Raw genomic sequence first — 24,943 nt, forward strand, 5'->3', positions numbered from 1 at the left:
AGCCAATACCGCCGCACGGAGCTTAATGCGTAGTTGCAGGTGCCACCACGTCACGCTCTGCCAAGCGCGCCACGAGTTGGTTGGCATTGCCCAATGAGATGAGGTGGGCATACAAGGTGCCTAACAAGCCACTCTTGAACAGATTGGTGATCGTGGCGTCATCCAGTTGCAGTAGTTTCTGCTCATCCACGACTAGGAAGCCACCCATGTTGAAACTGCCGCCATTCGCCAAGGTGGCCTGCATGTTCATATCCTTGAACAGGCCAAGTTTATCGATCTCGGCACACACTAGGCGTGTACGCTGATAGTCATCTTGGAAGCCTTGGGCAAAGGCCAGCATATTCTTGAGGAAGTCGGTCTCTTTGCCCTCCTGATCAAACAGGGCTTGCCCGGCCTTACCTTCCTGATCCAGACCCGCATAACTTGTGTCGAGTGAGAGCAGTAGTTGACCACCTGGAACTTCGGCAAAGGTGAAGGGATAGCGGCGGACATAGGCCGGAACATAGCGGGCTTGCCACTGCCCATGTTCGTTCACGAACAGGTTCTCGCCTTCGCGCAAGCCGAGCATGGCGACAGGCATCACTTGATCACCGTTACGCACGAACACAATGGGATACTCTCGGGAAGCTTCGACGAACTCGGAGCCCAGCAAAAGTACGGCATGGGCGTTGCGGGTGAAGCCGGCATCGGCCGTGGCGCGCAGCGTCCAAGATTTGTGCAGATTTCGGTCGATGGGAACGATGGTTTGGTAGAACTGTAGGGTGTTACTCACAAGTCACTCCGGTAGGTGCGTAGGCAGATTTATCTATGAAGAAACGTCGTGCGCACGGAGGCGCACGACGTGAGTTTACTTAACCTCGGCTTTGCTGCGTATCACTTCGATAGCGCGTAGCACGGCTTGGGTTTGCAGTTGCTTCTGTAAGGTGTCCTTGACCTTGTCCATGGCAGGAAATTCAAAGGCGCGGACTTCCTCGACTTTGAGGATATGCCAGCCGAACGGCGACTGGACGGGTTCGGAGAGTTGCCCTTTGGGCAGGGCTTTGATCACGTCTCGAACGCTGGGCACTAATACCATAGGAACTTGCCAACCAATATCCCCTCCGGCCGCACGGCTGGCAGAGTCGATGGATTTCTCGCGCGCGAGGGCTTCAAACTTGCCGCTCTTCTTGAGTGTTGCCAAGGCAGCCTTGGCTTCGTCTTCAGTCTTGACCAGAATGTGACGGACACGATACTCCTTGTCACCGGCTTCGATTTTTTGCTGTTCATAGAGGGCTTGAATGTCGGCATCAGCGACGGGATGCTTGGCAATGTAGTCAGCTTGGAAAGCGTTGACCAACAAGTCACGGCGACTATTGGCGAGTGCGGCCACGACATCGGCAGACTGGTCCAAGCCGAGTTTGACGGCTTCTTGCGCCACGGCTTCACGAGCGACGAGTTCAACGGTCAGTTGCTTACGCAGTTCATCACTGTCTTTAGCGCCTTGGGCCTCAAAAGACTTAACCAGCAGGTTCAGTTGTGCGTGAGTCAGCGTCTCCTTGTTGACCGTTGCTACAACAGCTTCGCCCGCTAGGGCGGGTGTCGTGAACAGGGCGGCAAGCAAAGTCAGCGTGGCTAGTTTGAGAGGTGGATGTTGCATAGCATTCACGTTCTATACATCGCGTCTTGTTAAGGAATTAAAGCACCGACCACACCGTTCACGGTGACCTTGGGGTTGGCGACGGTGGTGGCTACAGCGGCAACAGTCATTGCGGTAGCAGGCGTGAGCTTCTTGACTGCACCGGTGCTGGTAACTGCAAGGCTCGTACCGACCGTGGTTGCTCCGAAGGTGGTGGTGGAAAGTGCGCCAGTCGTCTTGGTGGCTAGGGTGGTGTTCATCCTCCCTGCAACATTCAAGGCCCCAGCCGCACTCAGCGAGGTAGCTCCCGTCGCATTGACGCTCGCGTTGAGGGCATTCAGGTCAGCCAGCGTCACCGTCAAGCCGTTGGCAGTGACAAGACCACCAAAATTATTGGTTGCGTTGGCTAGGGTGATGCCATAGCGCACAGGTACCGCAGGGGCTACCGTTCCGTTGTTAGCGGTCAGGGTAGTCGCACCAGTCACCACAGCCTTTGTGGCCGCTGCTTGGGTGATCGCGCCACCACGAGACGTGACTGCGAGTGCGCCAGTGGCGTTGGTATTGCCAAGGATGATGCCGCCTACGCTGTCCAGCAGGCTCACGCCCAAGCCGTTGGTCGTGACCGCTCCGACGAAATTGTTACCCGCATTCGCCAGCGTGATGGCATAGCGGACTGGAACCGCTGGGGCTACCGCTCCGCTGTTGGCCGTCAGAGTCGTGGCACCAGCCACAGCAACTTTAGTAGCAACAGCTTGGGTGATCGCTCCAGCCCTAGAGGTAACATTCAAACCTCCCGCCACTATATTACCCAATGTAACCCAAGCTCCAGCACCGCCATTTCGAAGATCAAAAGTAAGAATACCCGTACCAACATTTATCGTCGAAGTGGTCGCCTGCCTTATCACTGCACCACCTACCAATCTGCTTGCCGAAACAACACCACTAGCCACAGTGTCATTAGCAATTAACGTAAGCGCACCATTTGCTGTTGTAATGCTGGCATTGATGAGCACATTGCGACCCGCTTGGAGAGTAATCGCCCCTCCTTTCATTATTCCGACATTTGGCACGGTCACAATTGGGCTATTTACAACGATGTCATTGCTCGCTTGCAATGTCACCGCCGTACCAGCATTTGTTATCGCAACTATTGACTGAGGGGTAATCAATCCTGCCTGGCCTAATGTCGCAGCAAACCCCACCGAACTGGTTGGCAATGCCTGCAATGGGGAGATAATGGTCGTATCAAAAATTTTGGTTGTCTTCGTTCCAATATCCACAAATGCGATTCGATTGCCCGAAAGCTGGGTCAGGGTTCCTGCAACTGGAGAGAAGTTCGACACTGTCCCAGTTAGTCCGGATGCGCCCTGACTCCACACGCTTCCTCGCGTAGTGGGCACAATGATGCTCCCATTGGACTGCTCTACAATACCGCCTCCGAATCCGACGTTATCGCCTATCCCAAATCCCCCGATATTCCCTATCAAACTATTTGTGCCCGAAATTACTCCACGCACACCTGACAAAGCACTTCCCCTTGTCGCAGCTCCAGCCCAATTATTCCAAGACGACGACACAATAAGATAGTCGCCATTTTTTAGCACCCAAGTTCCATACCCACCGACAAGATCACCAGCCACACTCCCTACTAGGCTATTGAGAGAGGAAATCACTCCTTTTGTACCCACACTGCCATTTCCCCATGTAACCGCCCCCTTCCTGCCCGCCCAGTCATAAGAGACAACAAGATAATTCCCATTGGGAAGAGCCGTTACCCCCCCGCTAGTCATCAGACTACCAAACTGCCCTCCGACATTATCGGTTACCAAACTACCAATAAGGCTATTCAATGGCGTAACTGTTCCAACCGTTCCTCCAAGTCCATTACCCCAAGTAACAGCACCTTTACCCCCCCCCCAATACGCAGACGCTACTACATAATTTCCATTAGTTAGAGCTTGTACGCCAGTTCCGACCTTATCATTTCCTAGCGCGTCTCCTACAACTGACCCGACTAAACTATTTTGAGATGAAACCAACCCGGAAGATCCTCCGCCCCCACTACCCCAAGTAATTGCACCTTTAGCGCCAAAGGCTGAACGAACCACATAACTTCCATTTGCTAGCGGCGTTATACCAAGCCCACCAACTTGGTCTCCAACCGTTCCACCAACATAACTATTTACCGATGTCACCTGCCCGACGGTACCCGTCAGTCCGTTTCCCCATGTTACAGAACCGGCATCAACAATCGCGCCGTTATCCCAAAGGGGGGTGGCGGTGACATAGTTTCCATTTGTCAGGGCAAACGTCGATCCAACCCCATCACCAGCCTTCGTTCCCACGAGGCTGTTAGTGGCTGAAACAAAACCAACCACCCCTGTTAATCCGTTACCAAATGTTGATGCGCCTTTCCCACTCGACCAATTGGGTGAGCTCACAACAAAATTACCATTTGTCAGGGCAGTGATTCCGCCACTTCCAATAAGATCCCCCCCCGTATTTGTCATTAACCCAGTAACTGGCGATACAGTTGGCAAACCAACACCTGCGCCAACTAAACTATTAATAGAGGAAATAGCTCCACTCACACCGGCCGCACCATTCCCCCAAGTCACAGCACCCTTGCCAGTTCCCCAGTTCGGAGTTGCAATTACGTAATTTCCATTAGCTAAAACTGAAACTGATTTAGCACCGACCCCATCAGTTACCACACTACCAACAAGACTATTCAAGGCAGATACTGCGCCGACCGTACCCGTTAATCCATTTCCCCAAGTCACAGCGCCCTTGCCACCTCCCCACCAAGGCGACGAAATCAGATAGTTCCCATGATTAGCCAGCAAAGTTACTCCGCCAGAACCGATGGCATCTCCTCTCCCCCAAACCCCAGCCACACTACCCGTCAAGCTATTTGCAACACCTACCACCCCAACAACCCCAGAAAGACAGCTCCCCCATGTAACAGCCCCTTTATTGCCTCCCCACCTAGGCGACACAATCAGATAATGATCCGTCCCAACCTCCAGAACATCCTGCACTCCGACATTCGTATCACCACCAACCCAATCCCCAGCAACCGCACCAACTAGGCTATTAATTCCAGACACCACCCCCTTCACCCCCAGAGCTGCGTTAGCCCAAGTTACCGCTCCACGCCCCCCCCCCCAAAGGTAAGACCTTATCAAATAGTTCCCATTTAGGAGTTGAACCACACCTGAAGCCCCGACCTGATCGCCGACGGTATTTGTCAATATATTGTCGGATGTACCGCCAATTAAGCTATTCGCCGCAGATACAATACCGCGCACCCCAGTTACTCCACTCCCCCATGTAACAGCGCCGGCATTATTATTCCAACTATATGTATTTACAACGTACCCACCATTACTTAGTACAGTAATGCCAGCGAAACCGACTCGATCTAAACTTCGACTTCCAACCAAACTATTGGCAGAAGACACCACACCATTTAGACCAGACACCCCACTAGCCCAAGTAACTGCCCCAGCCGCAAGCTGAGCACCGTTACTCCAATTTGTAGAGTTAACAAGAAAATTTCCGCTGGGCAGTACAGTAACTCCATCACTGCCTACCAAATCATTTGCCCTTGTGCCAGTAAGCGTTGAAATTAGTGCTCCATTTTTCCCATTTAATAGCCATACAGCTCCAGCACTAGGTGCCACAGTCATATCACCAGGATTGCTTATAACCAAATTTCCATTAGGAAGTTGAGTCAAACTTCCTGCCTTATTTATTACGACCAACGGCACTTTTGGACCAGTGATACTTTGAATTGTGATATTTACCGGATCGAGTAGCAGACTGCCACTGATACCATTAGCAGTCACTGTATTGATTCTGCCGTTAAACCCTAATTGCTTTCCAGAAACCTCAACTTGACCTCCACGAGTAGCCTGAATACCTCCAGTAGCATTGATATTTCCTGAGAAAGTGGTCTGCTGATTCGACCAGATAACGACATTGCCTCCATTACCTTGGGTGCCGCTGGCATTTATTGTTGTCGCTGCGTTCACACTCGATTTCTGAGCATTGGCAATAGCAATATTTTTTCCTTGGAATCCCCCCCCGATGCTGATAGTCCCACCTGCAGCGATCCCTGTGGCAGTAAGTTTGGCAGCTAAAAGTTCCACGTTCGCTCCCGTCAGAACCACACTCCCACCCGACGTATTGCCGTTGGCACTCATGGTGCCGGAAAGCAATAACCCACCTTCCGCCGTTGCAGTATTGCTGCGATAGCTAATAGCTCCGCCACTCGTTACTCCATTTGCTTGGGAAAGTGCATTACTTGTCTGAATAATTCGATTAACGGAACTCAAGGTAATCCCACCGCCCGAACCAATATTTCCGCTTGCTAGGATGTTGCCCATTTGCAGCACACTGGTACCCGCACTCAAAAGCACACTACCACCAGTCACACCATTAGCGCGGACGCCGCCAGTGTTGATCACTGCAGTATTGGCAGTTAGTACAACCTTGCCTCCTATTTTGGTAACACTCGAAGCTTCAATAATGCCTGTGTTATTGATGATGCCTGCATTGGCGATCAGTGTGCCGCCGTTTACATTGATCGTTCCTGCATTGCTGATCTGGCTCGTACCCGCATTGAGCGTCAGTCCAGCCACATTCACCTGCGCCGTTGAACCGAACAGAATGCCGTTGGGATTGGACAGGAACAATTGCCCGTTTGAGCTCAATCTGCCATCGATGATGGAATTGGTGTTGCCAAGCACATAGTTCAAAGCCACCGAAGTCGCCGACGGCTGCTGGAAATGCACCGACTCCGCTTTTCCGATATTGAAGCTCTGCCAGTTGTAGGTTGCCGAGGCCGTTGTCTGGGTAACGGTCAACGCCGTGCCCGCCGTGCCCATCGTTGCTTGCCCAGCTGCAACCACGCCCCCTTGAGGGAGCGCATGCGCCAGCGGAGTGAGGGTGGCAAAGGAGGCAGCTAAGGTGACTGCGAGAACATTGCGACGAAATTCGGTTTTACGCTGGCGCATGTGATACCCTAAATGAATCATAATGAAATTTTTTCGCCGCATTATATGCAAAATATAATGCAAGGAATATATACCAAAGGATATAGACCTTGATTCGGATGCGCCGCAGAGTATGGGGGTAATGTTGCGAGGAAAGGGTTCCGGTCAACCTGCCAATCTGATCGCAGATGATGCCCGCCGCTCTGCCGGCAGGACGAGAGTAGCGTCGCTCGAACTTCATGTTCGACTGGGCGCGAATCACGAAGAAGCTGCCTGCCTGGTGCACGGCGTACAGCCACTCAAAATCCAGAAACCCGCGATCCATCACATAAAATGCCCCCGGCTCTGGAATCAGCATGTCGAGCACATTCACCTCGTGCAGCTTGCCGTCCGAGATATGAATGAAGCTGGGGATGTTGGCGTGACATTTTTCTAGGCCGCACCAGCGGATAGCCTGACTGGCGCTTGGGTGGATGGTTTGCTGCCGTTCAAGGACAGGGCAAACTGGCGGAACATAGTCAAGCTGATGCTGGGGTTGGCAGGGTGTACGGTGTAGCCAACCCAGCTTTCTACAGAAAACTTCCAAAGTTGCGGGAATCCGAACACGCTATAGCTGCTCCCGAACTCATAATGAGCACTTAGCATTCAATTTTGGTGCTGAGATATTTCGTGAGCAATGAGTGAGGTTCTGATTCCATCAGCCTTGGGGAGCCGACGCATCCTCAAGGATGCTGCTCGGGGCGCGGACCGTTCAGGTCGAAGCCCATCAGACGAGCACCGCCCACGGTGCGCTGGATGATGCTGGGGGAGCCGCGTCCGTGGGCGAACGACAGTGAGGCAGTGAGCCCAAGCGAACGTCAGGACGTGGGGGCAAAGCCCCCGCCCCGGTACGCGGGTAAATCAGTTTGACACGGAGCGTCCAGCGGAGAGTGGAGGAATCGCGGAAGCGAGGCCGACACGGTGGTAAAGTGATTTACCCGCGCAGCGGGGGCGGCGCAAGCTGGAGTTGTGAAGTGTGGGCGTCCAGCCCGCAAGCCCATGATTTTGCAAGCGTCCAGCTGCAAAATGGGTGACTTCCCAATGAAAGTTTGCTGGGGCGGCTTCTGATGCCCCGTTTCAAATGCTTTTCAAAGTAGACAGGTTGTCGACACGCTGTCGACAACCTGTCTACTACCGGACCAGACCAAAAATCCACTTAATCATGGGGCCGCTGTACAGGTAAACCACGATAATGCCTGTGATTACGCTGGATAACTGAGCGAAAATCGCCAAATACGAATCTTGACTATCGACGCTGGTCTGAGTTGCGGCGACGGCCTCTCGTATCTTCCGAATCTCATCGAGAATTTTTCGGTCGCGGCTTTCAATCAGCTTGGCGATCTCGTCGAATGGCGACGGGCTCGTAGGCATCGGTTCCTCGGGTGTCTCATCCAACCCGTAGCGATTCAGCAATAGCTGAACCACCTCCCTTTGGTTACAGCCGTGAAACGTCATGATTGCATTGAACTTAGCTCCATCCTCTGGACTAAGTCGGGCCGAAATCTTCTCAACACACTTGCCTATCTGATGAGTCATGCGATTACTCCAGCGTCAGTTGTTCTTTGGCCAGCACTACCGTCCGCTCAAGCGCGCTCGGATGGAAACGCCTCTCGATCTCTCGCATGTAGTAATTCCGCTTGGCAACTCCGTTGGTGTACACCTCAACGTGGGTAACTGCTTGGTTTAGCAGACTCAACTTGAGCTTGTCGACAAAATTGATCAGGTCTTGGCCCGTTTTCCAGTCGCCATTCTCGTATTCAACGCCGATGACCTTGCCCTCGGTCAATGGAGTTTGATGTACGAGTAATATCGCATCAAACCTCTTGTACTTGCAGTAGCTCTCGGTGATAAACGGCTCGACCATGCGGGGAATAATGACGTCATCGATCTCACCCTGCGAAATCTGATACGCCGCAATCTCAGCGATGAAATGTTCATGCGCAAAGTGGGCTCGGGTAATCTTGCGAGCCTCAGATATGTGCCTCAGCGGGCGCTTGGCCCAGTTCTGGGCCAGCTCATACCCGTCGCGTGTCAGCAGGTAGAAAGCGGGGCGATCTTCATACTCCTTAGTGAGTCGCAATAGCCCGCGTTTGGCTAGCCGGGAACAATAATCGGCTCGGCTGGATGGAATCAGCATCGAGGCGATCTTCTCGGTCGTGAAGCCCACACTCAGACAGTGGCTCAAAATCAGCTCTTCTATCCGAAGACGTTTTGCGTATGGCGATAAGTGATAATACATTCGGTACTCTCCTTTGGACGTGTTCCACCGGTTTTACGGGTGGGGTTGGCTTAACTAAGGAGAGCCATTTACAACTGCATTCCTGTCTCTATCGGCATGCAGATTATACTAATGGCCACAAAAAGTGGCCTCCCACGGCGGCGAACCGGGGCGTCTTTGTACCTATATCGTAATGACTTAGAGTTTTCTAGCAAGCAATTTTTTGGATTGGCATTTTAAGTGCAAGGCAGAGGGAGGGTTGCAGCCCCACCCCCTGTCCTGCTTTGATATGTCTGACGCACTCACGGGGGAGTAGTTTCGCGATCCAACTCAGAAATCAATTAATACAGTTAGATACCTCACAAATTGCTTGCTATAAAATATGGACAACATTAAATTATCAACGTGCGAACTAAAGGCTCCGACGGATTCGCACTGGTCAACCGTCGGATGTCTGCATTTGTAGACATGCCTTGTGCGCCCGTTTATTGGGCAGCTTAACGGTAGTGACTGGCTTTCTGAGAGGGCGGGTTACTTGGAAACGGGTCAAGTATCGCCCCTCGCAGGGGAAGTGCGAAAGGCTCGCGACGACAAAGTCCGAAAGCTACAGCCGACCACTCTCTTCTTATCACCTGATTGTTCAGTCAATCAGGTGTTCGGGGAGACGTGGCCTATGCCAACACCGACATGCAGCATCCCGCCAGCACCCGGGACAACTGAGTGCCCTATTACGATTCGATTCAATTCAGTCGCAAGCTTGCCAGCTGACGCTGAGATCGAGTTCCTGTTATCTATATTCAGCGAATTGACGGCTGAGATGGATCACATCATGCCCGATAGCCGTATCGCGGCAGCCATGAGTCAAATGAGTCAGAAGGAGGTCTTATGCTGATAGCACTTTATGCCCGAGTCTCAACTGTCCGGCAAGCCGAGAACGATTTGTCGATTCCTGACCAGCTCAGACAGATGCAAGATTGGGCTAAGCAGAATGGCCATATAGTCGTTGCCAAATATGTTGAGCCTGGAGCGAGCGCGACGGACGACAAGCGCCCCATCTTTCAGAAAATGATGTCTGATGCCTTGGCAAAACCACCGATGTTTGAAGCCATCATCGTGCATTCGCACTCGCGGTTCTTCCGTGACGGCATTGAGGCCGGTGTGCGCGAGCGTATGCTCAAGCGCAACGGCGTAAAACTGTTCTCGATCACGCAACCGACGACCGAGGATTCCAACGGTGAGTTGGTGCGCAATATCATCCGCATGTTTGATGGCTACCAGTCGCAGGAAACATCAAAACACACTTCCCGAGCGATGAAAGAGAATGCCCGTCAGGGATATTTCAACGGCAGTCGCGCGCCGTTTGGTTATGTGGCGGTGTCTACAGATGTCTCCGGCGCACGCGGGCGCAAAAAGAAGAAGCTCGCAATCCATGCGGATGAGGCAAATGTGGCGCGGCAGATCTATCGTCTGTATCTGAGTAGCCTCGGGATGGGGTTTAAGGAAATCGCAATCCACCTGACGAAATCCGGCCTCCTGATGCGGGGTAGACCTTGGAATGTGCAGAAGGTGAGCACCATTCTGTCGGATACCTTATATATGGGGGAGTATTACTTCAATGTCCGAGATTCGAGAAGCAACTGCAACCGTCCACCCGAGGAGTGGGTGAAAACCCTGATTCCGGCCATCGTGGATGCAAATCAATATGAGCAGGTGCGTAAGTTGCGTGAGTCTCGCTCACCGGAGAATGCGACCATTCCACCTAAAACGTTAGCCTCACCACTTTTGCTGGCGGGTGTAATCAAGTGTCGTTGCGGTCGCGCCATGACCTTGGCTACTGGCAAGAGCGGGACGTATCGCTATTACAAATGCACGCGCAAGCGTAACGAAGGTGGTCATGCGTGCGACAGCCGCAACCTGCCAATGGAGAAGGTCGATCAAATCGTCATCGAGCAGTTGGCAAATCGGATACTCGCTCCAGATCGGATCCAGAGCATGATGGAGACTCTGCGGCAGCGTATCCAAGCCAGAAAGGATGTTCGACACACGCGTGTTTCTGATTTGGAACGTCAACTTAAAGCTCAGGACGAGCGGCAGCATCGTCTGCTGGAAGCAATCGAGTCAGGGATCGTGGAACTGGACGAGTTGACTCATCAGCGGATGCAGAACATCAAGACGGCGCGTGAAGCACTGACCATCCAGATCGCCGAGGAGAAATGTTCTGGCGAATTACCCCGAGAGATCGAATACCTGAAACCAAGTCAGGTCGAGCAGTTCGGACGTGCCTTGCGGAACCAGTTGCTATCGAAGAATTCTGGGATTGCCAAGGCGTACATCAGCTTACTAGTGGACGAGGTCTTGGTGAATGATGACGAGGCTGTCATCAAGGGAAGCTACACCGCCCTCGCCCACGGACTGCATCAAATGAAAATGGGCACTAGTAATCAAGTGCCCACATTCATGCATGATTGGTGCGCCGGAAGAGATTCGAACTCCTGACCCCTTGGTTCGTAGGGACACCCCATCAGAACAGTATCATTACTAATCAATCACCTGCAACACCCGCCAACTTCATAACCAGCTACGCAAAGCGCTAGAAAGCGCCAAAATTATCAGCAGCAGCTACGATGTAGCTACGTGCTAGTAGTATTGGGCGGCCTGTTCATCCCCTATATCTAATTGCATAGATAACTTGGCATATTCCGCCAAAATCTAGTGTGTGATTTAATTCATGCCTAATGCACTTCATACAAACTATTACTACCATATCCACTCAATACTCCATGCACATTTGATTGTGGTGCTTTTATCGAACAAATTAGGATGTTGCCATAATTTTTCTGACAACAAATCAAGGCATTGCACAGACGATGCCATAATATACACCTCTAAGGTACCTTTCACGGCATTCTTTCGGGTGTCCCTTAACGTTAGGTTTAACCTGTATTCGTATGGCTTTCAAAAAAAGAACTCGACAAACAATCGCTGACTACGTTGATAGACATCTCCCTCATGATTCTTTCTACAAAAGTTACTTCTGGTTTATTTCAGATGTAGCACTGAAAAGTCGTTTAGAAGACGAGTTTAGAGCGGCTAGGTACATATACAAGTTGCTTGAGGGGCTGCAAGTTAACAACGGCATGCTTGTTGCCCAGTGCAAAGTTCAGATACTGCTATATGCCTCAATTTACGAGGCTGTTCTTCATCACATTCTATTGAACGACTACGCCACGTCCCCTGAAGTTATCAGCCTGACAAATTACGAACATAAGAAGCCAATAAATATATCGTCAAACCTACGTGCCAAAATTCAAAGCCAATACACCCCCCAAGGCACTATCCAAGTATTCGAGAACGAAACGCGCCAGATTGACGAACGAAAAATCGTGTTTGAAGACAAGGCTGAGACCGCTAGGAAAATTGGCTTAATTAACCAGGAGATCAAGGACGTTGTATGTGATGTCTACAGTATGCGAAATGCAATTCATCTACATGCGGAATTGAGGCGCGGCGTTACATATGATCTAAATGCAGCAAAAAAGGCTTACTGGCATCTCCAAGGTTTTACTAGACAAATTGGGAAGAAGCTCGAAGAAGACGGGAAGGCTGTACGTCCTACTTCACTAAGCACTTCTCAACAAAATGGAAAAGACTCTTGGTTTCAGAGGCTCGTACGCTATGTCTCACGAAGGTAAACCACCTAACCCTTCGGTCAAGATGGACGCTCCGCCGGTAAGCCGGCTCCGCGCCCCTTACCTCCAACGGTTAGGATTTCGCATCAAATAGGTAGAGTATTTATGAATACGTGCATGACAATTACCTGTAATACGTGTGAACTAGATACTGACTGCAGGATCGGATATTCGAATCGGCTCATTCAACCGATCCAATTTTCATGCCCACATTGTCATACGCAACTGGAAATCGTATTAGACATCTCTGAGGCCCCTCGTTCCAATTTTAGTTATGGGGGGTGCAAACCATCTAAGCAGCAAGCGCATGGCCCATTCACCAGAGCCAATCCGTTTGTCGATCTTCACTTGGATTTTCCAGTCAAATACGGCGAGTATGTGATGGGCGAAACTCCATGGTTTGCTTCGCTTGCACAAGTGGAGAAAGCGACAGGCGGGGACCGAAGGAAAGCTTTTGAGATATCACAGTTTCATGCTGCCAAGTTGCATGCTCTGAACCAACTCTATCCAAAGGCTGAATATCTGAAGCGGATAATCAATCTATACCATGGGAAGAATAAGCAACTCTTCCAACGAAGGGCGGCGGAATACTTGGAGGAAGATCAAGAACAATCTCTTCTTCCGCAAGACCTGAACGCTACTCTTTACCGGGTCATAGCGAAGGCCTTCTTCCCATTTGTTGTGCATGAACACGGGAGGGAGATTTCGGAAGGATTGCCGAGGATATTGTCCGGGTTCAACAGAGAGTCCTTAAATTCGTTTATTGAAGAGATATTCGGTTCCGGATTCATGGACACCCTTCAGAGAGATTGCCTGAGAGTCTACCCAAAGATATTTGATGCTGAGTTGCCATTGCGGCCCGCACTATTTCTCGATCTCATCAAAGGAAATGAGTCGGAAATTGTCGCCGGCCGCGTCTCTTCAAGCGATTTCTTTAGCTTTAAGGATCTCTACAAAGACATTCTGGAGATTATTGGCAGACAACTCGTACTGCTCGCCGGGATAAATAATCTCTTGCATAGAGGAGACGCAAACTCATTTAGGATTGTTGATGGAGGCTCGTTGAGTAGTTTGCAAAAGTTATCCGAAAAGACTCTTTCCGACAAGTTCAAGTACCTCGACGATTGTTGGTACAATCTCTCCCAAGATGTTTTTAATCTTGGACTGCGCAACGCCGTCGCTCACAATAATGTTCTGTATGATCAGGCAACACAAATCATCACTTATTTTCCAGATGGCGGCCGTCTCGATAAAGCTCAGGGGAAGGACCTTGCGTTTCTTGATTTCATGCGTTTGCTGCTCGTCTCATTCCGCGAAATGCATAATCTGCATCATGTAATCAAGTCGCTATTTTATTACAAGTATCTAGTCTATGACCGGCCTCACGCCCATGGTCAATCCTAACCTACGTTCTAGGGGACGCTGCGCGATAAAGCCGCGCCCCTGATCTTCACGTTAACAAGCCCATGCCCATACTTTCTGAAGCTCTTACCTCTTGGGAAATTGCCTTTCGCTGGGCTGGCTATGATCCAGATCGGTATTGGTTCAATATCCCAATGGCGGTGCGTGACAATTTACGCCTGCTAGCCGAGGAAATTCATCATGGTCGCTTAGACTGCGTAAGTCTTGAATACTCGAAATATCATGGGGACGATCCAGAAGAAGCAAAGCTTCATATTTACTACTGGTTGCGTGAGATAACAGATTGCTATTGGGGCAAACGGTTTGATCGAAAGCTTCTCAAATGGGCAGTCATTGAGCGCCAAGCTATGCAGGAGTGGTGCGAGCGCCATAAGGTACCGCTCCCTGAATTTTGGTTCCCATCCGGCTGGGGTATTGAGTACGAGTGGCAAGAAAACTTTGCTCCCACCTCCGCCGCTACGTCATCCGACACATTCGAGCCTGAGCCGCCCCATCCGCCTAAGAATCTTGATTACTACCGCTGTAAGTACGCTTGTCAGCAAATTTCCCTAGCCTTATGGCGCGATGCCCCCAAGAGCACGATCAAGGATGTTGCAAATACTCCGGAAGTGCAAAATCTCGGTGGTGGATCAAGCTATGACTTTGAGACGGTTTGCGCATGGCTAGGTGAAGTCGATCCACGCGATCCATCGCAGAAGAGAGGACGAAGGCGCAAAAACAATTCCCCTCCCACATAATTTGGACGATTGCAACACGCTGAAATATAGATAGTTTAATTCCGGTTTGCGCCAAGCCAGAATTAAACTGTCCGTGAGCCATTTTTCCGGCCACATACCTGCAATTTAATTCGTACTCCCTCAACCACACAGGAGTACGAAATGAATCAGCATCCCCTAGGTTTTAATCCAGCCGCCGGAGCTGCCCTTACGAACGACGACCGGGATGCGCGCCTTGGCGCGCGCCGGGGCGGCGGTCGTGAGGGTAGCGAGGTGGCAACTGCGCCCGTTCAAGCTGCGCAGGCCGGTGAATCAGGCGGGGGGGGCGGCGCAGCCGCCCCTAGACTTGAAAAGAGGACATATTCCAACGCACGCTACCGCATCACCTTACGCAACTATGGCAAAAACATGGCGGAGATCGGCTGGTCGTTCGTGGGTGAAGTTCCTGCCAATAAAGCGGCTCGTGGTGAATCATCGGAGCGTTCCAAAAATGAAGACCGCGCCGTTCGTCGCGCAAAATCGCGCCTCCGGCATTTGATCCTGTCTGCCAATGCTAACCATCTGCTTACCCTTACCTATCGGGAGAATGTCACCGATTTCAAACGCGCTGCCGATGATCTGAACCGCTTCGTGCGCAAGGTAAAGGTCAGCCTGCCTGACTGGATTTATATCGCCGTGGCAGAACAGCAAGCGCGTGGCGCATGGCATTGGCATTTGGCAGTTCGTGGGCGGCAGGATGTCGATTTGTTGCGCGCTCATTGGCGTGAGGTAGTGGGGGACGGCAATATCGACGTGAGCGCCCCTAAAGGTTCGCGCAAGGATCAGCGGCTCTTTCTGGTGCGTTACCTTGGCAAGTATCTGGTCAAAGCGTTTGCCACCGGTCAACGCAGTCTGAATGCTCACCGCTTCCGCGCCTCCCGCTCTATTCCCGTGTGTGCGGAATCAGTCTCCATTGTTCCGCAACCCGGTATGAATTTAGAGGACATTTCCCTAGACCAGCTTCGAGAGGCCGCAGGATCGGTCGGCTTCGTCTGGAAAAATGACAGCTTGTGCGGCTGGGCGTGTTCTTGGAAGTGATGCCATGAGCACACTCACCGTGCCACAAGCCGCAGTGCTACTCAAAATCCATCCGGTCACGTTGCAAACTAAAGCACGGGCGGGTGAAATACCCGGTGCCAAGATTGGCAAGTGCTGGGTGTTTGTTGAGGTTGACCTGTTGGAGCATATCCGCTCACAATATGCGCGGCGGGTGTTGCAGGGTGAACATACGGAGGTTCAACTATGTCACTCTTTCAACGCAAAGATTCACCCTATTGGTGGATCAAAATCATCGCCCACGATGGACGACGCATACAGCAAAGCACTGGCACTGCCGACAAAGCAAAAGCCGAGGAGTACCACGACAAGCTGAAAGCGTCGATGTGGGATCAAGCACGGTTGGGCGTAAAGCCTCGCCATACTTGGAATGAAGCGGTTGTCCGTTATCTGGCGGAAACTACGCACAAAGCGTCACAGTGTAGCGACAAGACCCATTTGCGCTGGCTGGATCGCTTTCTGAATGGTCGGATGCTGGATGAAATCAACCGCGAGTTACTGGATAGCATCATGGCTGCGCGCATGGCTGAGAATGTGAAGAACAGTTCAGTCAATCGCGTCAATGAAGTGATTCGGGCGGTGTTACGCAAGGCAAGTAACGAATGGGAGTGGCTGGATCGTGTCCCTCGCATTCGGATGCTACCTGAGCCAAAGCGGCGGGTGCGCTGGATTACCCACGATGAAGCTGACAGGCTGCTAACTGTTTTGCCAAAACATCTTGTGCCGATGGTGAAGTTCTCTCTGGAAACCGGCTTGCGGCGTGCAAACGTCACAGGCTTGCAATGGTCACAGATTGATCTTACCCGACGCACGGCATGGATACACCCGGATCAGGCCAAGGCGAGAAAGGCTATTGCAGTGCCGTTGAGTGCTGCCGCTGTCATCGTAATCCGTGAACAGATCGGCAATCACGCAACGCATGTATTCAGCTACCACGGCAATCCGATTGTGCAGGTCAACACGAAGGCATGGCGGAAAGCATTGGTTGCAGCGGGCATCGAGAACTTCCGGTGGCACGACCTGCGCCATACGTGGGCAAGCTGGCATGTGCAAGCAGGAACACCGCTGCACGTTCTGCAAGAGTTGGGCGGTTGGGAGTGCGTGGAAATGGTGAGAAAGTATGCTCACCTATCGAGCGAACACCTCACCGAGTATGTGGATCGCCTGTCCAGCTTAAAGCTAGTGGGTAACGATTCGGGGGATTTGGCTACGATTCAGCTACGCGCCAACAAATAAAAAGGGGCTACATTTCTGTAACCCCTTGAATATATGGTGCGCCGGAAGAGATTCGAACTCCTGACCCCTTGGTTCGTAGCCAAGTACTCTATCCAGCTGAGCTACCGGCGCATCGTCGCGTTGATTTGCGAAGGCGCGCATTATAGCAAACAAAAAATTTTTTTCACGCCTTTTTCGATAAATTTGAAGGAAAGGAGATGATCGACGTTCAACCCAGTTTATTTCAGTGGCTTATCCAAGCATCGGAACGCTTACAGTAATACCAGATTGTCTCGATGAATCAATTCCATCTGGTCAACGTAACCTAATATCGACTCGATGGCGCTACTTGGATGGCGGGCAATGCGACGGGATTCGGTTGCACTGTAGTTGACTAGTCCACGAGCGATGTCTCGCCCTTGTTCATCCAGCAATGCAACCACGGCTCCGCGCTCAAACTCACCTATCACCTCGGTCACACCAATCGGCAACAGGCTCTTGCCTTCGTCACGCAAAACTCGTGCTGCTCCGGCGTCGAGCTGGAGTTGCCCGCCCACTTGTAGGTGGTCGGCCAACCACTGTTTTCGTGCGGCCAAGATCAGCTGCGGCGCTTCCAGCAAGGTACCGATACTTTCACCTTGAGTTAGGCGCACCAGCACATCACGCTCATGTCCCGAGGCGATGACGGTATGAGCACCGCTGCGAGCGGCACGCTTGGCTGCCAATATTTTGGTGATCATGCCACCTCGACCTATGCTGCTGCCAGCCCCACCGGCCATCAGCTCTAGAGTAGGCTCCCCCGCCTGAGCATGCTCTACGAGGGTAGCAGATGGGTCTTTGCGTGGGTCTGCGGTGTACAGACCGGGCTGATCGGTGAGAATCACCAAAGCATCGGCTTCGATCAGATTGGTGACCAATGCACCCAGCGTGTCGTTGTCACCGAATTTGATCTCGTCAGTGACCACGGTGTCATTCTCGTTGATGATAGGCACCACACCCAACTCTAGCAAAGTAAGCAGCGTGGAACGGGCATTGAGATAGCGTTCGCGGTCGGCCAGATCAGCATGGGTAAGCAGCACTTGTGCTGCACGTAAGCCAAGTTGGCTGAAGCAGCTTTCGTACGCCTGGATTAAACCCATCTGCCCCACAGCAGCGGCGGCTTGTAGCTCATGCACGGCACTTGGACGAGCCTTCCACCCCAAGCGCTGCATGCCTTCGGCAATGGCACCAGACGAAACCAGCACTACTTGATGCCCGCTCTCACGCAATGCAGCAATTTGACGCGCCCAATTCGACAAGGCCTGATGATCCAAACCTGCGCCTTGATTAGTGACTAAACTACTACCGACTTTGACGACGAGGCGCTGACAATGGGCAAGCAAGGTTTTCATAGTACGGGCGTATCGGTTTCCTGAGCACTTTCCGCAGCGATCTCATCTTCGGCTCGCGCCGCTTGCTGCAAATGCTCCATGATGGCGTAGGTCAATTCTTTCGTGCCTTCACCGTTGATCGCAGAAATTGCAAATTGACGGTCAAATTCCTTGAATTCTGAGAGGAAGGCCGCCACGCGCTCGTCACGATCTTCAACCAAATCTAGCTTATTCAATACTAACCAGCGCGGCTTATCGTACAGTTCGTCATCGTACTTTCTCAACTCGTTGAGAATAGCTCGCGCCTCATGCACCGGGTCAGTCTCTGGATTGAGTGGCGCGATATCCACCAGATGCAGCAACAAACGAGTACGTGACAAGTGGCGTAGGAACTGGTGACCCAGCCCTGCACCTTCCGCCGCCCCTTCGATCAGACCAGGAATATCGGCAATAACAAAGCTTCGTTCGGCAGAGACTCGAACGACACCGAGATTCGGATGCAGCGTGGTAAACGGATAGTCAGCAACTTTGGGGCGCGCCGAGGATACGGAGCGGATAAAGGTCGATTTGCCAGCATTAGGCATTCCCAGCAGACCAACATCGGCCAGCACCTTCAATTCCAGCTGTAGATCGCGGCGCTCGCCCTCCTCACCCGGCGTGCATTGGCGCGGCGTGCGATTGGTACTGGACTTAAAGTGCAGATTGCCCAATCCCCCCTTACCTCCTTGTGCCACCAGCGCTTGTTGACCATCGCGCTCTAAGTCAGCAATGACCTCGCCGGAATTGATGTCGGTAATCACTGTGCCAACAGGCATCCGCAAAATAATGTCGTCCGCGCCCTTGCCATAGCAATCCGCACCTCGCCCCGACTCGCCACTTTTGGCCCGATGGATACGCGCAAAACGGTAATCCACCAGCGTATTGATATTGCGATCAGCGACTGCGAACACACTGCCACCCCGCCCACCATCACCACCATCAGGGCCGCCTTTAGCGATATATTTTTCGCGGCGAAAACTAGCAACGCCATTGCCGCCGTTACCGGCGATAACCTCGATCTTTGATTCGTCTATGAATTTCATTTGGTCATTGAGTCCAGATTACATTGAGTACCGTGCGGCACGACTTAATGCGAAACTTACACAAAGCAAAAAGCCCTACCTTGCGATAGGGCTCATTGTAACCTGAGCAGGCCGCGCTTAAGCTGCGACGATGCTTACAGTCTTGCGCTTCAGGGCGCCCTTGATGCTAAAAACCACCTTGCCGGTGATCTTGGCGAACAGGGTATGATCCTTGCCCATGCCAACATTGTCGCCAGCGTGCACTTGCGTACCACGTTGACGAATGATGATGCTGCCTGCGCTGATCAGTTCGCCGCCGTAGCTCTTCACTCCAAGTCGTTTCGAGTGCGAGTCGCGGCCGTTACTGGTACTACCACCACCTTTTTTCGATGCCATCTTATTGCTCCTTCAGTGCTTAAGCAGAAATACCGTCGATGCGGATTTCAGTGTAGTTTTGACGATGTCCTTGGCGCTTTTGATAGTGCTTACGACGACGCATCTTGAAGATACGCACCTTGTCGTGACGACCGTGCGACACGATCGTGGCTTGCACGGTAGCGCCAGCAACCAGCGGCTTACCCATGCTTAGTTTGTCGCCATCGGCAACCAACAAGACCTTGTCCAGAACGATAGCTGCGCCAACATCGCCCTCGACGGTTTCAATTTTCAGTGTTTCGCCCAGCGAAACACGATGCTGCTTACCACCAGTTTTAATTACTGCGTACATGACAACCTCGATGAATGGGGTTTTGCAAAGGCGCGAATTATACACAAACCACGCTCCCCGTCAAAACCATTTTCACGATATTTTCACCAAGCATTTCAGCAACCGCACAACCTAGGAGTAGCACTAGCGTGCACCTCGAAATACTTATCCTATTGCAGCAGCCACCTCGTCATCATCGGGATATCCCCCTGCTCTTTGTTGGCCCAATTAAGCCAATAAAACGTAATAAATCGGGGCAATATCCTGATGTATCAATATAGGTGTGGATCACCGCATTGGCTTGTCGTCATTGTGCCGCAGCCGTACAGCCTCCACCTAACAGCATCGGTGTAGAATGCGCGCCCCACTCACTTAGTTGACCATCACCATGGAATACGTATTTTTCGATGAGGTATTGCAGTCGCGTTTCGTCACTCTGCTGGAGCAGCGCTCAGTAGGCTGGGATGCTCGTGAAGATTTGATGGGCGGCACCATCGTAAGCATTTCGGATGACTTGGCAGATGAGACCATGGATGAAATCGAGGCCTGCTACGACACGCTGCTAGATGAGCAATCGGAGCTGGCGCTCCAGCGAGAAGGCTGGGTGGATAAGCGACTAGCTGGTGTACAAGTACATCTACCCGATGGCCGCGAGCGCACCGTCGCGCTGACCCCTGAATTAGCCAACCGCTTATTAGCGCATTTTTCAGCAGAAGAGGTCGCCGAACTGGTCAATGCGATCGCAGCGAGCTTGAGTCAAGACTTCAATGGGCCGATCTGCTGTTACCCAGAAGAAAAATAGCTCAACTCAACGCGAGCTAGGCAGCCCCCACTTGCTTTCGTATTCCGCGCTACAGAAATACAAGCCATCGGGGGCAAATGTTGGTGCCGCCAAAGCGCGTGACCGACTGTCCAATACCGACCCCACCCACTCCGGCGGGTGCTTTCCCTTGCCGACATAGACCAACGTGCCGATTAGGTTACGCACCATGTGATGCAAAAAAGCGTTGGCGGCGAACTCGAATATGATCAGATCACCTTCGCGCCGGATGTCGAGTTGCCGCAAATGCTTGAGCGGCGATTTAGCTTGACACTCTGCTGCGCGGAACGCGCTGAAATCGTGCTCCCCCAGCAGATATTGGGCCGCAAGGCGCATCGCATCAATATCCAACGGCAAATGGAACCAACCCACTTTTCCGTGCTGAATGGCGGGCCGCACCGAACGATCCAGCAATAGATAGCGGTAGCGGCGACCACGGGCTGAGAAGCGCGCATGAAACTCCTCTGGCACTGCATGCGCCCATAGCGCAGACACGTTCTTTGGCAACTTCGCGTTAACTCCGCGCACCCAAGCGGACAGTGGCCGCACAACTTCGGTATCGAAATGGACAACCTGCTCCAGCGCGTGGACGCCGGTATCGGTGCGACCCGCAGCGATCACCGAGCTGGGTACGCAGGCGATCTCCGAAAGCGCCGCCTCCAATACATCCTGTACAGTATTGCCGTGCGGCTGCGACTGCCAACCGTAATACGAACTACCATCGTACTCCACACCCAACGCTATTCTCATAGCGACACCCAAACCAACAACGTCAACCCCACACTCAGCGCTATAGCATCGCGCGCACCCACATCAAAATGCGGCAACTCGATCACTCCCGGAGCTACCTCGACTGGCTCAAGCATCCGCTCTAGGCTCGCGCGCCAACCCGAATCACGATTTAGCATAGCTGACTCCGCATAATGTAGCGTCAACGCCAAACGCACAGCCAGCCGATCACGCGCCAGCCCAAAGAAACCCAATGGCCGACACAAGCCATACAGACCGCTAATGAGTTGAGCCGTATCAAGCCGAGTCAACAAAATCGCCAATGCTGCCAACGCACAGAACAGGCGCCCGAGCTGCAATGCTCCATCCTGAATTCCGTCAGTAGTTGGACTTAAGGCAGGAAGACTTTCGATCAAGAGGATACCCGGCGTCGTCCAAGCATAAATGACGAGCAACGAAAGCATGATCCAACGAGTGCGGCGCAACAACTGACGCAGCTTGTCTGCCGCCATCAGTAGCGCAGCAAAGAACAACCCCACACCTAGTCCTGCCAGCAATAGGGGCTGAGCCAATTGCAAAGCCAACGTCAGGAAAATCCAGAGCAAGATTTGCGCCGCCGGATGCAGCATCAACGATCCCTCAAATAAAAACGGCAGCCAACAGTGCTGGCCGCCGTATCAAGACACAACACCGACTCAGGCCGGCGGCAGCAATTGCAACAACTGCTCCGCCGTCGCTTTCTGTTCGGCATCCCCTTCGGTAAGCACTTCTTCGAGAATCTCGCGCGCGCCAGCATCATCACCCATCTCCTGATAGGCACGTGCCAGATCCAGCTTGGTCGTGACTTGCAGCCAGTGTTCGCCCTTGGCTTGCAACTCCTCCTCGGTCAGGTTGGTGTCATCGATCATATTCAGATCAACGCCTTCCATACCCGGCATCGGCGGCAGCGAGGAGGTTTCAGGCGGATTGAAGTCTGCGATGGTGGGGATATCCAGCTCTAGCGGAACCTCTTCAATGGGCTTCACCGCTGCAGCAGCGGATACAGCAGGTGGCGGTACCGCCGCAGGAGTGGCCAGAACGGATTCAGCCACCGCAGAACGCTCGGATACCGACTCAACAACTGGCTCAACCGGAATCGGCGCATGTGTATCTTCCACAACAGGCGACACGGCTTGCGCCACCTCCATCACCGAAGGCACGACTGAGGGTTGCACTGACGCCGCAACTTGCTCTGAATCGTCAGCCAGAACCTGCGATTCAACAGCCTCTTGCACGGGCTGCATCGTCGCTGCAACAGGCTCCGTCATGACCGACTCAGCCTCTTCATCCAGAAGTATCTCAGGCTCATCCGCCCGACTATCCTGCTCAATATCTGGCGTTTTGCTCGAGACAAAAGAGGGAATATCGAAGTCCATACTGACCGCGGGAGCTGGCTGTTCGACGGCAACTTCAGCCTCCACATCCGCTGGCGCTTCAAATACAGGCACATCAACCGGCTGAGCTACAGACGCAGGTGCTGGCTCTACAAATCCGGGGAAATCATCCAGCGCAGAGAAGCCAGATTCCAAATCAGCAGCCGCCTTTGCCGCTTGTTCATCAGCTTCTGACACTGCGAATACCGCCGCCGAAAACTGTTCCGAAACCTCTTCCTTCAGTGCTGCCTCGACCTGTGGCTCCGGCGAAACCAATGGTTCCACCGACTCGACTGGCTCTGCCTCAGCTTCAGCCAACGGCTCGCCAGTCAGATCGACCAACGCCTCCGCCCCCTCTTCCGCAACGGCGGAACTAACCAACAATTCAGACGAATCTGGGAGCGTCGGTGCTGATGTCATAGCGGCAGGTTGCACAGGCTTCTTGGCCGCAGACTTGTCCTTGCGGTTGCGACGCATGAACAGGAACGCACCTAACCCAATAAGCAGCGCCGCAGCACCGCCCCACAAAATCTTGGGAACATTGGAGCCCGCTTTTGCCGCCGCAGGTTCCGCTTCTACCACACTGGACTCGGGGACAGCCGGAGCTGCTGAAACAGGCTCAACAGCCGCTGGAGCGGAAGGCTCGACCGCCGAAACCGCCTCTGGCGCAGACTGAGCCAGCTCTTCGAGCTTAGCGGGCTCGGCGGGAGCAACTGCCGCAGACTTCAACTCTAGCAGGCGCTGCATCTCGCGATTGTTCTTTTCCAGCATCGCGATGCGATCCTTGCTCTCCTGCAAGGCCTGTTCGCGAGCAGTCAGGTCTTCCTCCATCGCGTGGAGTTTTTCTTTAAGCGACTTGACCTCAGCCGCTGCTTTCTCCCCACCGGGCGCATCGCCCTTAGAAAGCTTCAACACTTCCTGATGAGGGGCTTTATCAGCAGCATCCTGAGCGGACACTGCACTACCGACCTTGCCAGATGACTCTTGAGCAGACTCTTCGTTGGCTGGAGCAGCCACACCGGCTGATAGTCTCTGACGATACGCATTCCAATCAGCGACTTGAACGTGGATCGTCTTTCGTGCGGAGGGCTGAGTGACCATTGCCAGCTCCTCCTCCGTCGGCATCCGCAGCACCTTACCCGCCTTGAGACGATTCATATTCTTGCCGCTGAATGCCTGAGGATTTGCGCGATACAGCGCAACCAGCATACGTTCCATGCTTACTTCGGCAGGCTTGTTGTCGCGTGCGATCTTGTTCAGGGTATCACCGGACTTTACCTGCACTGACACATCAGCCGATTTAGGCTCCTGATCTTTAACGTCAGTGGCCACTAGGGAATGAATCTTAGGCAATGGCACGATATATTCGCGCACACTTCGGCCTTCAGATGAGCTCACTTCAGCTAACAGCGCAACTTGCTGAACATCGACCAAGGAAGGCGACGCGACCTTGACCACATAGCTACCATTAGGGCGTCGCTCGGTACGCGCAGAAATATTACGCAAGCTGGTTTCAGGAGGCGTACTACTGGGATTCCAATACTCTTCGGGGGAATAGACCTTGACCACCAGTCCATCCACCTCGGCAGGATTCGCCAAGGCCAGCTCAATCTCTGCTTGCAGCGGCTGACCGCGCCCAGACTGTACGGAAATATTGCCTAGCGCAGCAGCTCCTGCCATGCTGCTGCAAGCCAAACCAACGGCGACAGCCAGCAATTTCAGGCGGGTGTTCAGCTTACTTTCATTGCCCATATCTCACTCCCTAGTCTGGTCGAGCCAGCACTCACAGCACTTGAAAACGGCAGGCGCAAACTCTACCAGCCTGCACGCCGCACT

The 24,943-nt window shown here is 52.7% G+C and carries 22 protein-coding genes and 1 tRNA gene; 8 read left to right on the forward strand and 15 right to left on the reverse strand.

All coding sequences use genetic code 11. The annotated features are described in order from the left end of the window. Positions 1-22 precede the first annotated feature (22 nt). The 7 genes from OYT1_RS08415 to OYT1_RS08440 all read right to left on the reverse strand — a co-directional run bounded on the left by OYT1_RS08415 (position 23) and on the right by OYT1_RS08440 (position 8,839). Positions 23-772 (reverse strand): SapC family protein, encoded by a 750-nt coding sequence (locus tag OYT1_RS08415; protein WP_062625936.1) that lies wholly within the window; start codon positions 770-772, stop codon positions 23-25. 75 nt (positions 773-847) lie between these two features. Continuing rightward, on the reverse strand, positions 848-1,636 hold the full coding sequence (locus OYT1_RS08420) for a peptidylprolyl isomerase (protein WP_062625937.1): 789 nt from the start codon (positions 1,634-1,636) through the stop codon (positions 848-850). A 29-nt stretch (positions 1,637-1,665) separates the two neighbouring features. After that, positions 1,666-6,678, reverse strand: a complete 5,013-nt coding sequence (locus OYT1_RS08425; protein ID WP_119283523.1) for a beta strand repeat-containing protein — start codon at positions 6,676-6,678, stop codon at positions 1,666-1,668. After that, positions 6,623-6,973 carry a hypothetical protein gene (locus tag OYT1_RS13670; RefSeq protein ID WP_408608786.1) on the reverse strand — a complete coding sequence of 117 codons (351 nt, stop codon included), beginning with the start codon at positions 6,971-6,973 and terminating at the stop codon, positions 6,623-6,625. The genes OYT1_RS08425 and OYT1_RS13670 overlap by 56 nt, the downstream gene beginning before the upstream one ends. 74 nt (positions 6,974-7,047) lie before the next feature. Beyond that, a complete protein-coding gene (locus OYT1_RS13675; protein WP_084611927.1) occupies positions 7,048-7,260 on the reverse strand; it encodes a hypothetical protein in 213 nt (70 codons plus the stop codon). A 525-nt stretch (positions 7,261-7,785) separates the two neighbouring features. Continuing rightward, the gene (locus OYT1_RS08435; RefSeq protein WP_062625941.1) at positions 7,786-8,190 is read right to left on the reverse strand and encodes a hypothetical protein; all 405 of its coding nucleotides are present in this window, start codon (positions 8,188-8,190) and stop codon (positions 7,786-7,788) included. Between the two features lie 4 nt (positions 8,191-8,194). Next, positions 8,195-8,839, reverse strand: coding sequence for a hypothetical protein (locus OYT1_RS08440; RefSeq protein WP_145983694.1), 645 nt, complete (start codon positions 8,837-8,839; stop codon positions 8,195-8,197). Positions 8,840-9,757: 918 nt separating this feature from the next. On the opposite strand from OYT1_RS08440, the gene OYT1_RS08445 reads away from it, so the two are divergent. From OYT1_RS08445 to OYT1_RS08475, 7 genes are all read left to right on the forward strand, one after another. Continuing rightward, positions 9,758-11,368: a recombinase family protein gene (locus OYT1_RS08445; protein WP_062625944.1), complete on the forward strand. Its 1,611-nt coding sequence runs from the start codon at positions 9,758-9,760 to the stop codon at positions 11,366-11,368. Between the two features lie 452 nt (positions 11,369-11,820). Then, a complete protein-coding gene (locus OYT1_RS08450; RefSeq protein WP_062625945.1) occupies positions 11,821-12,564 on the forward strand; it encodes a hypothetical protein in 744 nt (247 codons plus the stop codon). 345 nt (positions 12,565-12,909) lie between these two features. Next, entirely contained in the window at positions 12,910-13,965 is a 1,056-nt protein-coding gene (locus OYT1_RS08455) for a hypothetical protein (RefSeq protein ID WP_197714076.1), read from the forward strand. A gap of 62 nt (positions 13,966-14,027) precedes the next feature. Then, the gene (locus tag OYT1_RS08460; RefSeq protein ID WP_119283525.1) at positions 14,028-14,720 is read left to right on the forward strand and encodes a hypothetical protein; all 693 of its coding nucleotides are present in this window, start codon (positions 14,028-14,030) and stop codon (positions 14,718-14,720) included. 141 nt (positions 14,721-14,861) lie between these two features. After that, positions 14,862-15,776, forward strand: a complete 915-nt coding sequence (locus tag OYT1_RS08465; RefSeq protein ID WP_062625948.1) for a rolling circle replication-associated protein — start codon at positions 14,862-14,864, stop codon at positions 15,774-15,776. Positions 15,777-15,780: 4 nt separating this feature from the next. Continuing rightward, the gene (locus OYT1_RS14095; RefSeq protein WP_408608767.1) at positions 15,781-16,110 is read left to right on the forward strand and encodes a helix-turn-helix domain-containing protein; all 330 of its coding nucleotides are present in this window, start codon (positions 15,781-15,783) and stop codon (positions 16,108-16,110) included. Then, positions 16,029-17,030 carry a tyrosine-type recombinase/integrase gene (locus OYT1_RS08475; protein ID WP_408608787.1) on the forward strand — a complete coding sequence of 334 codons (1,002 nt, stop codon included), beginning with the start codon at positions 16,029-16,031 and terminating at the stop codon, positions 17,028-17,030. Before OYT1_RS14095 ends, OYT1_RS08475 begins: the two co-directional genes overlap by 82 nt. 34 nt (positions 17,031-17,064) lie before the next feature. On the opposite strand, the gene OYT1_RS08480 is transcribed toward OYT1_RS08475, so the two are convergent. From OYT1_RS08480 to rplU, 5 genes are all read right to left on the reverse strand, one after another. Beyond that, positions 17,065-17,141: transfer RNA gene (locus OYT1_RS08480), tRNA-Arg, on the reverse strand. A 140-nt stretch (positions 17,142-17,281) separates the two neighbouring features. Then, positions 17,282-18,400 carry a glutamate 5-kinase gene (proB, locus tag OYT1_RS08485; protein ID WP_062625950.1) on the reverse strand — a complete coding sequence of 373 codons (1,119 nt, stop codon included), beginning with the start codon at positions 18,398-18,400 and terminating at the stop codon, positions 17,282-17,284. After that, positions 18,397-19,461, reverse strand: a complete 1,065-nt coding sequence (gene obgE / locus OYT1_RS08490) for a GTPase ObgE (protein ID WP_062625951.1) — start codon at positions 19,459-19,461, stop codon at positions 18,397-18,399. Before obgE ends, proB begins: the two co-directional genes overlap by 4 nt. Before the next feature lie 117 nt (positions 19,462-19,578). Then, positions 19,579-19,836 (reverse strand): 50S ribosomal protein L27, encoded by a 258-nt coding sequence (gene rpmA, locus OYT1_RS08495; RefSeq protein WP_062625952.1) that lies wholly within the window; start codon positions 19,834-19,836, stop codon positions 19,579-19,581. 19 nt (positions 19,837-19,855) lie between these two features. Continuing rightward, positions 19,856-20,167 carry a 50S ribosomal protein L21 gene (gene rplU, locus OYT1_RS08500; protein WP_062625953.1) on the reverse strand — a complete coding sequence of 104 codons (312 nt, stop codon included), beginning with the start codon at positions 20,165-20,167 and terminating at the stop codon, positions 19,856-19,858. Between the two features lie 367 nt (positions 20,168-20,534). On the opposite strand from rplU, the gene OYT1_RS08505 reads away from it, so the two are divergent. Then, the gene (locus OYT1_RS08505) at positions 20,535-20,948 is read left to right on the forward strand and encodes a hypothetical protein (protein WP_062625954.1); all 414 of its coding nucleotides are present in this window, start codon (positions 20,535-20,537) and stop codon (positions 20,946-20,948) included. 6 nt (positions 20,949-20,954) lie between these two features. On the opposite strand, the gene truA is transcribed toward OYT1_RS08505, so the two are convergent. From truA to OYT1_RS08520, 3 genes are all read right to left on the reverse strand, one after another. Beyond that, on the reverse strand, positions 20,955-21,716 hold the full coding sequence (gene truA, locus OYT1_RS08510; protein WP_062625955.1) for a tRNA pseudouridine(38-40) synthase TruA: 762 nt from the start codon (positions 21,714-21,716) through the stop codon (positions 20,955-20,957). Next, positions 21,713-22,324, reverse strand: coding sequence for a CbiQ family ECF transporter T component (locus OYT1_RS08515; protein ID WP_062625956.1), 612 nt, complete (start codon positions 22,322-22,324; stop codon positions 21,713-21,715). Before OYT1_RS08515 ends, truA begins: the two co-directional genes overlap by 4 nt. 66 nt (positions 22,325-22,390) lie before the next feature. Further along, entirely contained in the window at positions 22,391-24,859 is a 2,469-nt protein-coding gene (locus OYT1_RS08520; RefSeq protein ID WP_062625957.1) for a FimV/HubP family polar landmark protein, read from the reverse strand. Positions 24,860-24,943: the final 84 nt, after the last annotated feature.

Origin of the sequence: Ferriphaselus amnicola (genome assembly GCF_000974685.2) — a bacterium.
GTDB classification, from domain to species: Bacteria; Pseudomonadota; Gammaproteobacteria; order Burkholderiales; family Gallionellaceae; genus Ferriphaselus; species Ferriphaselus amnicola.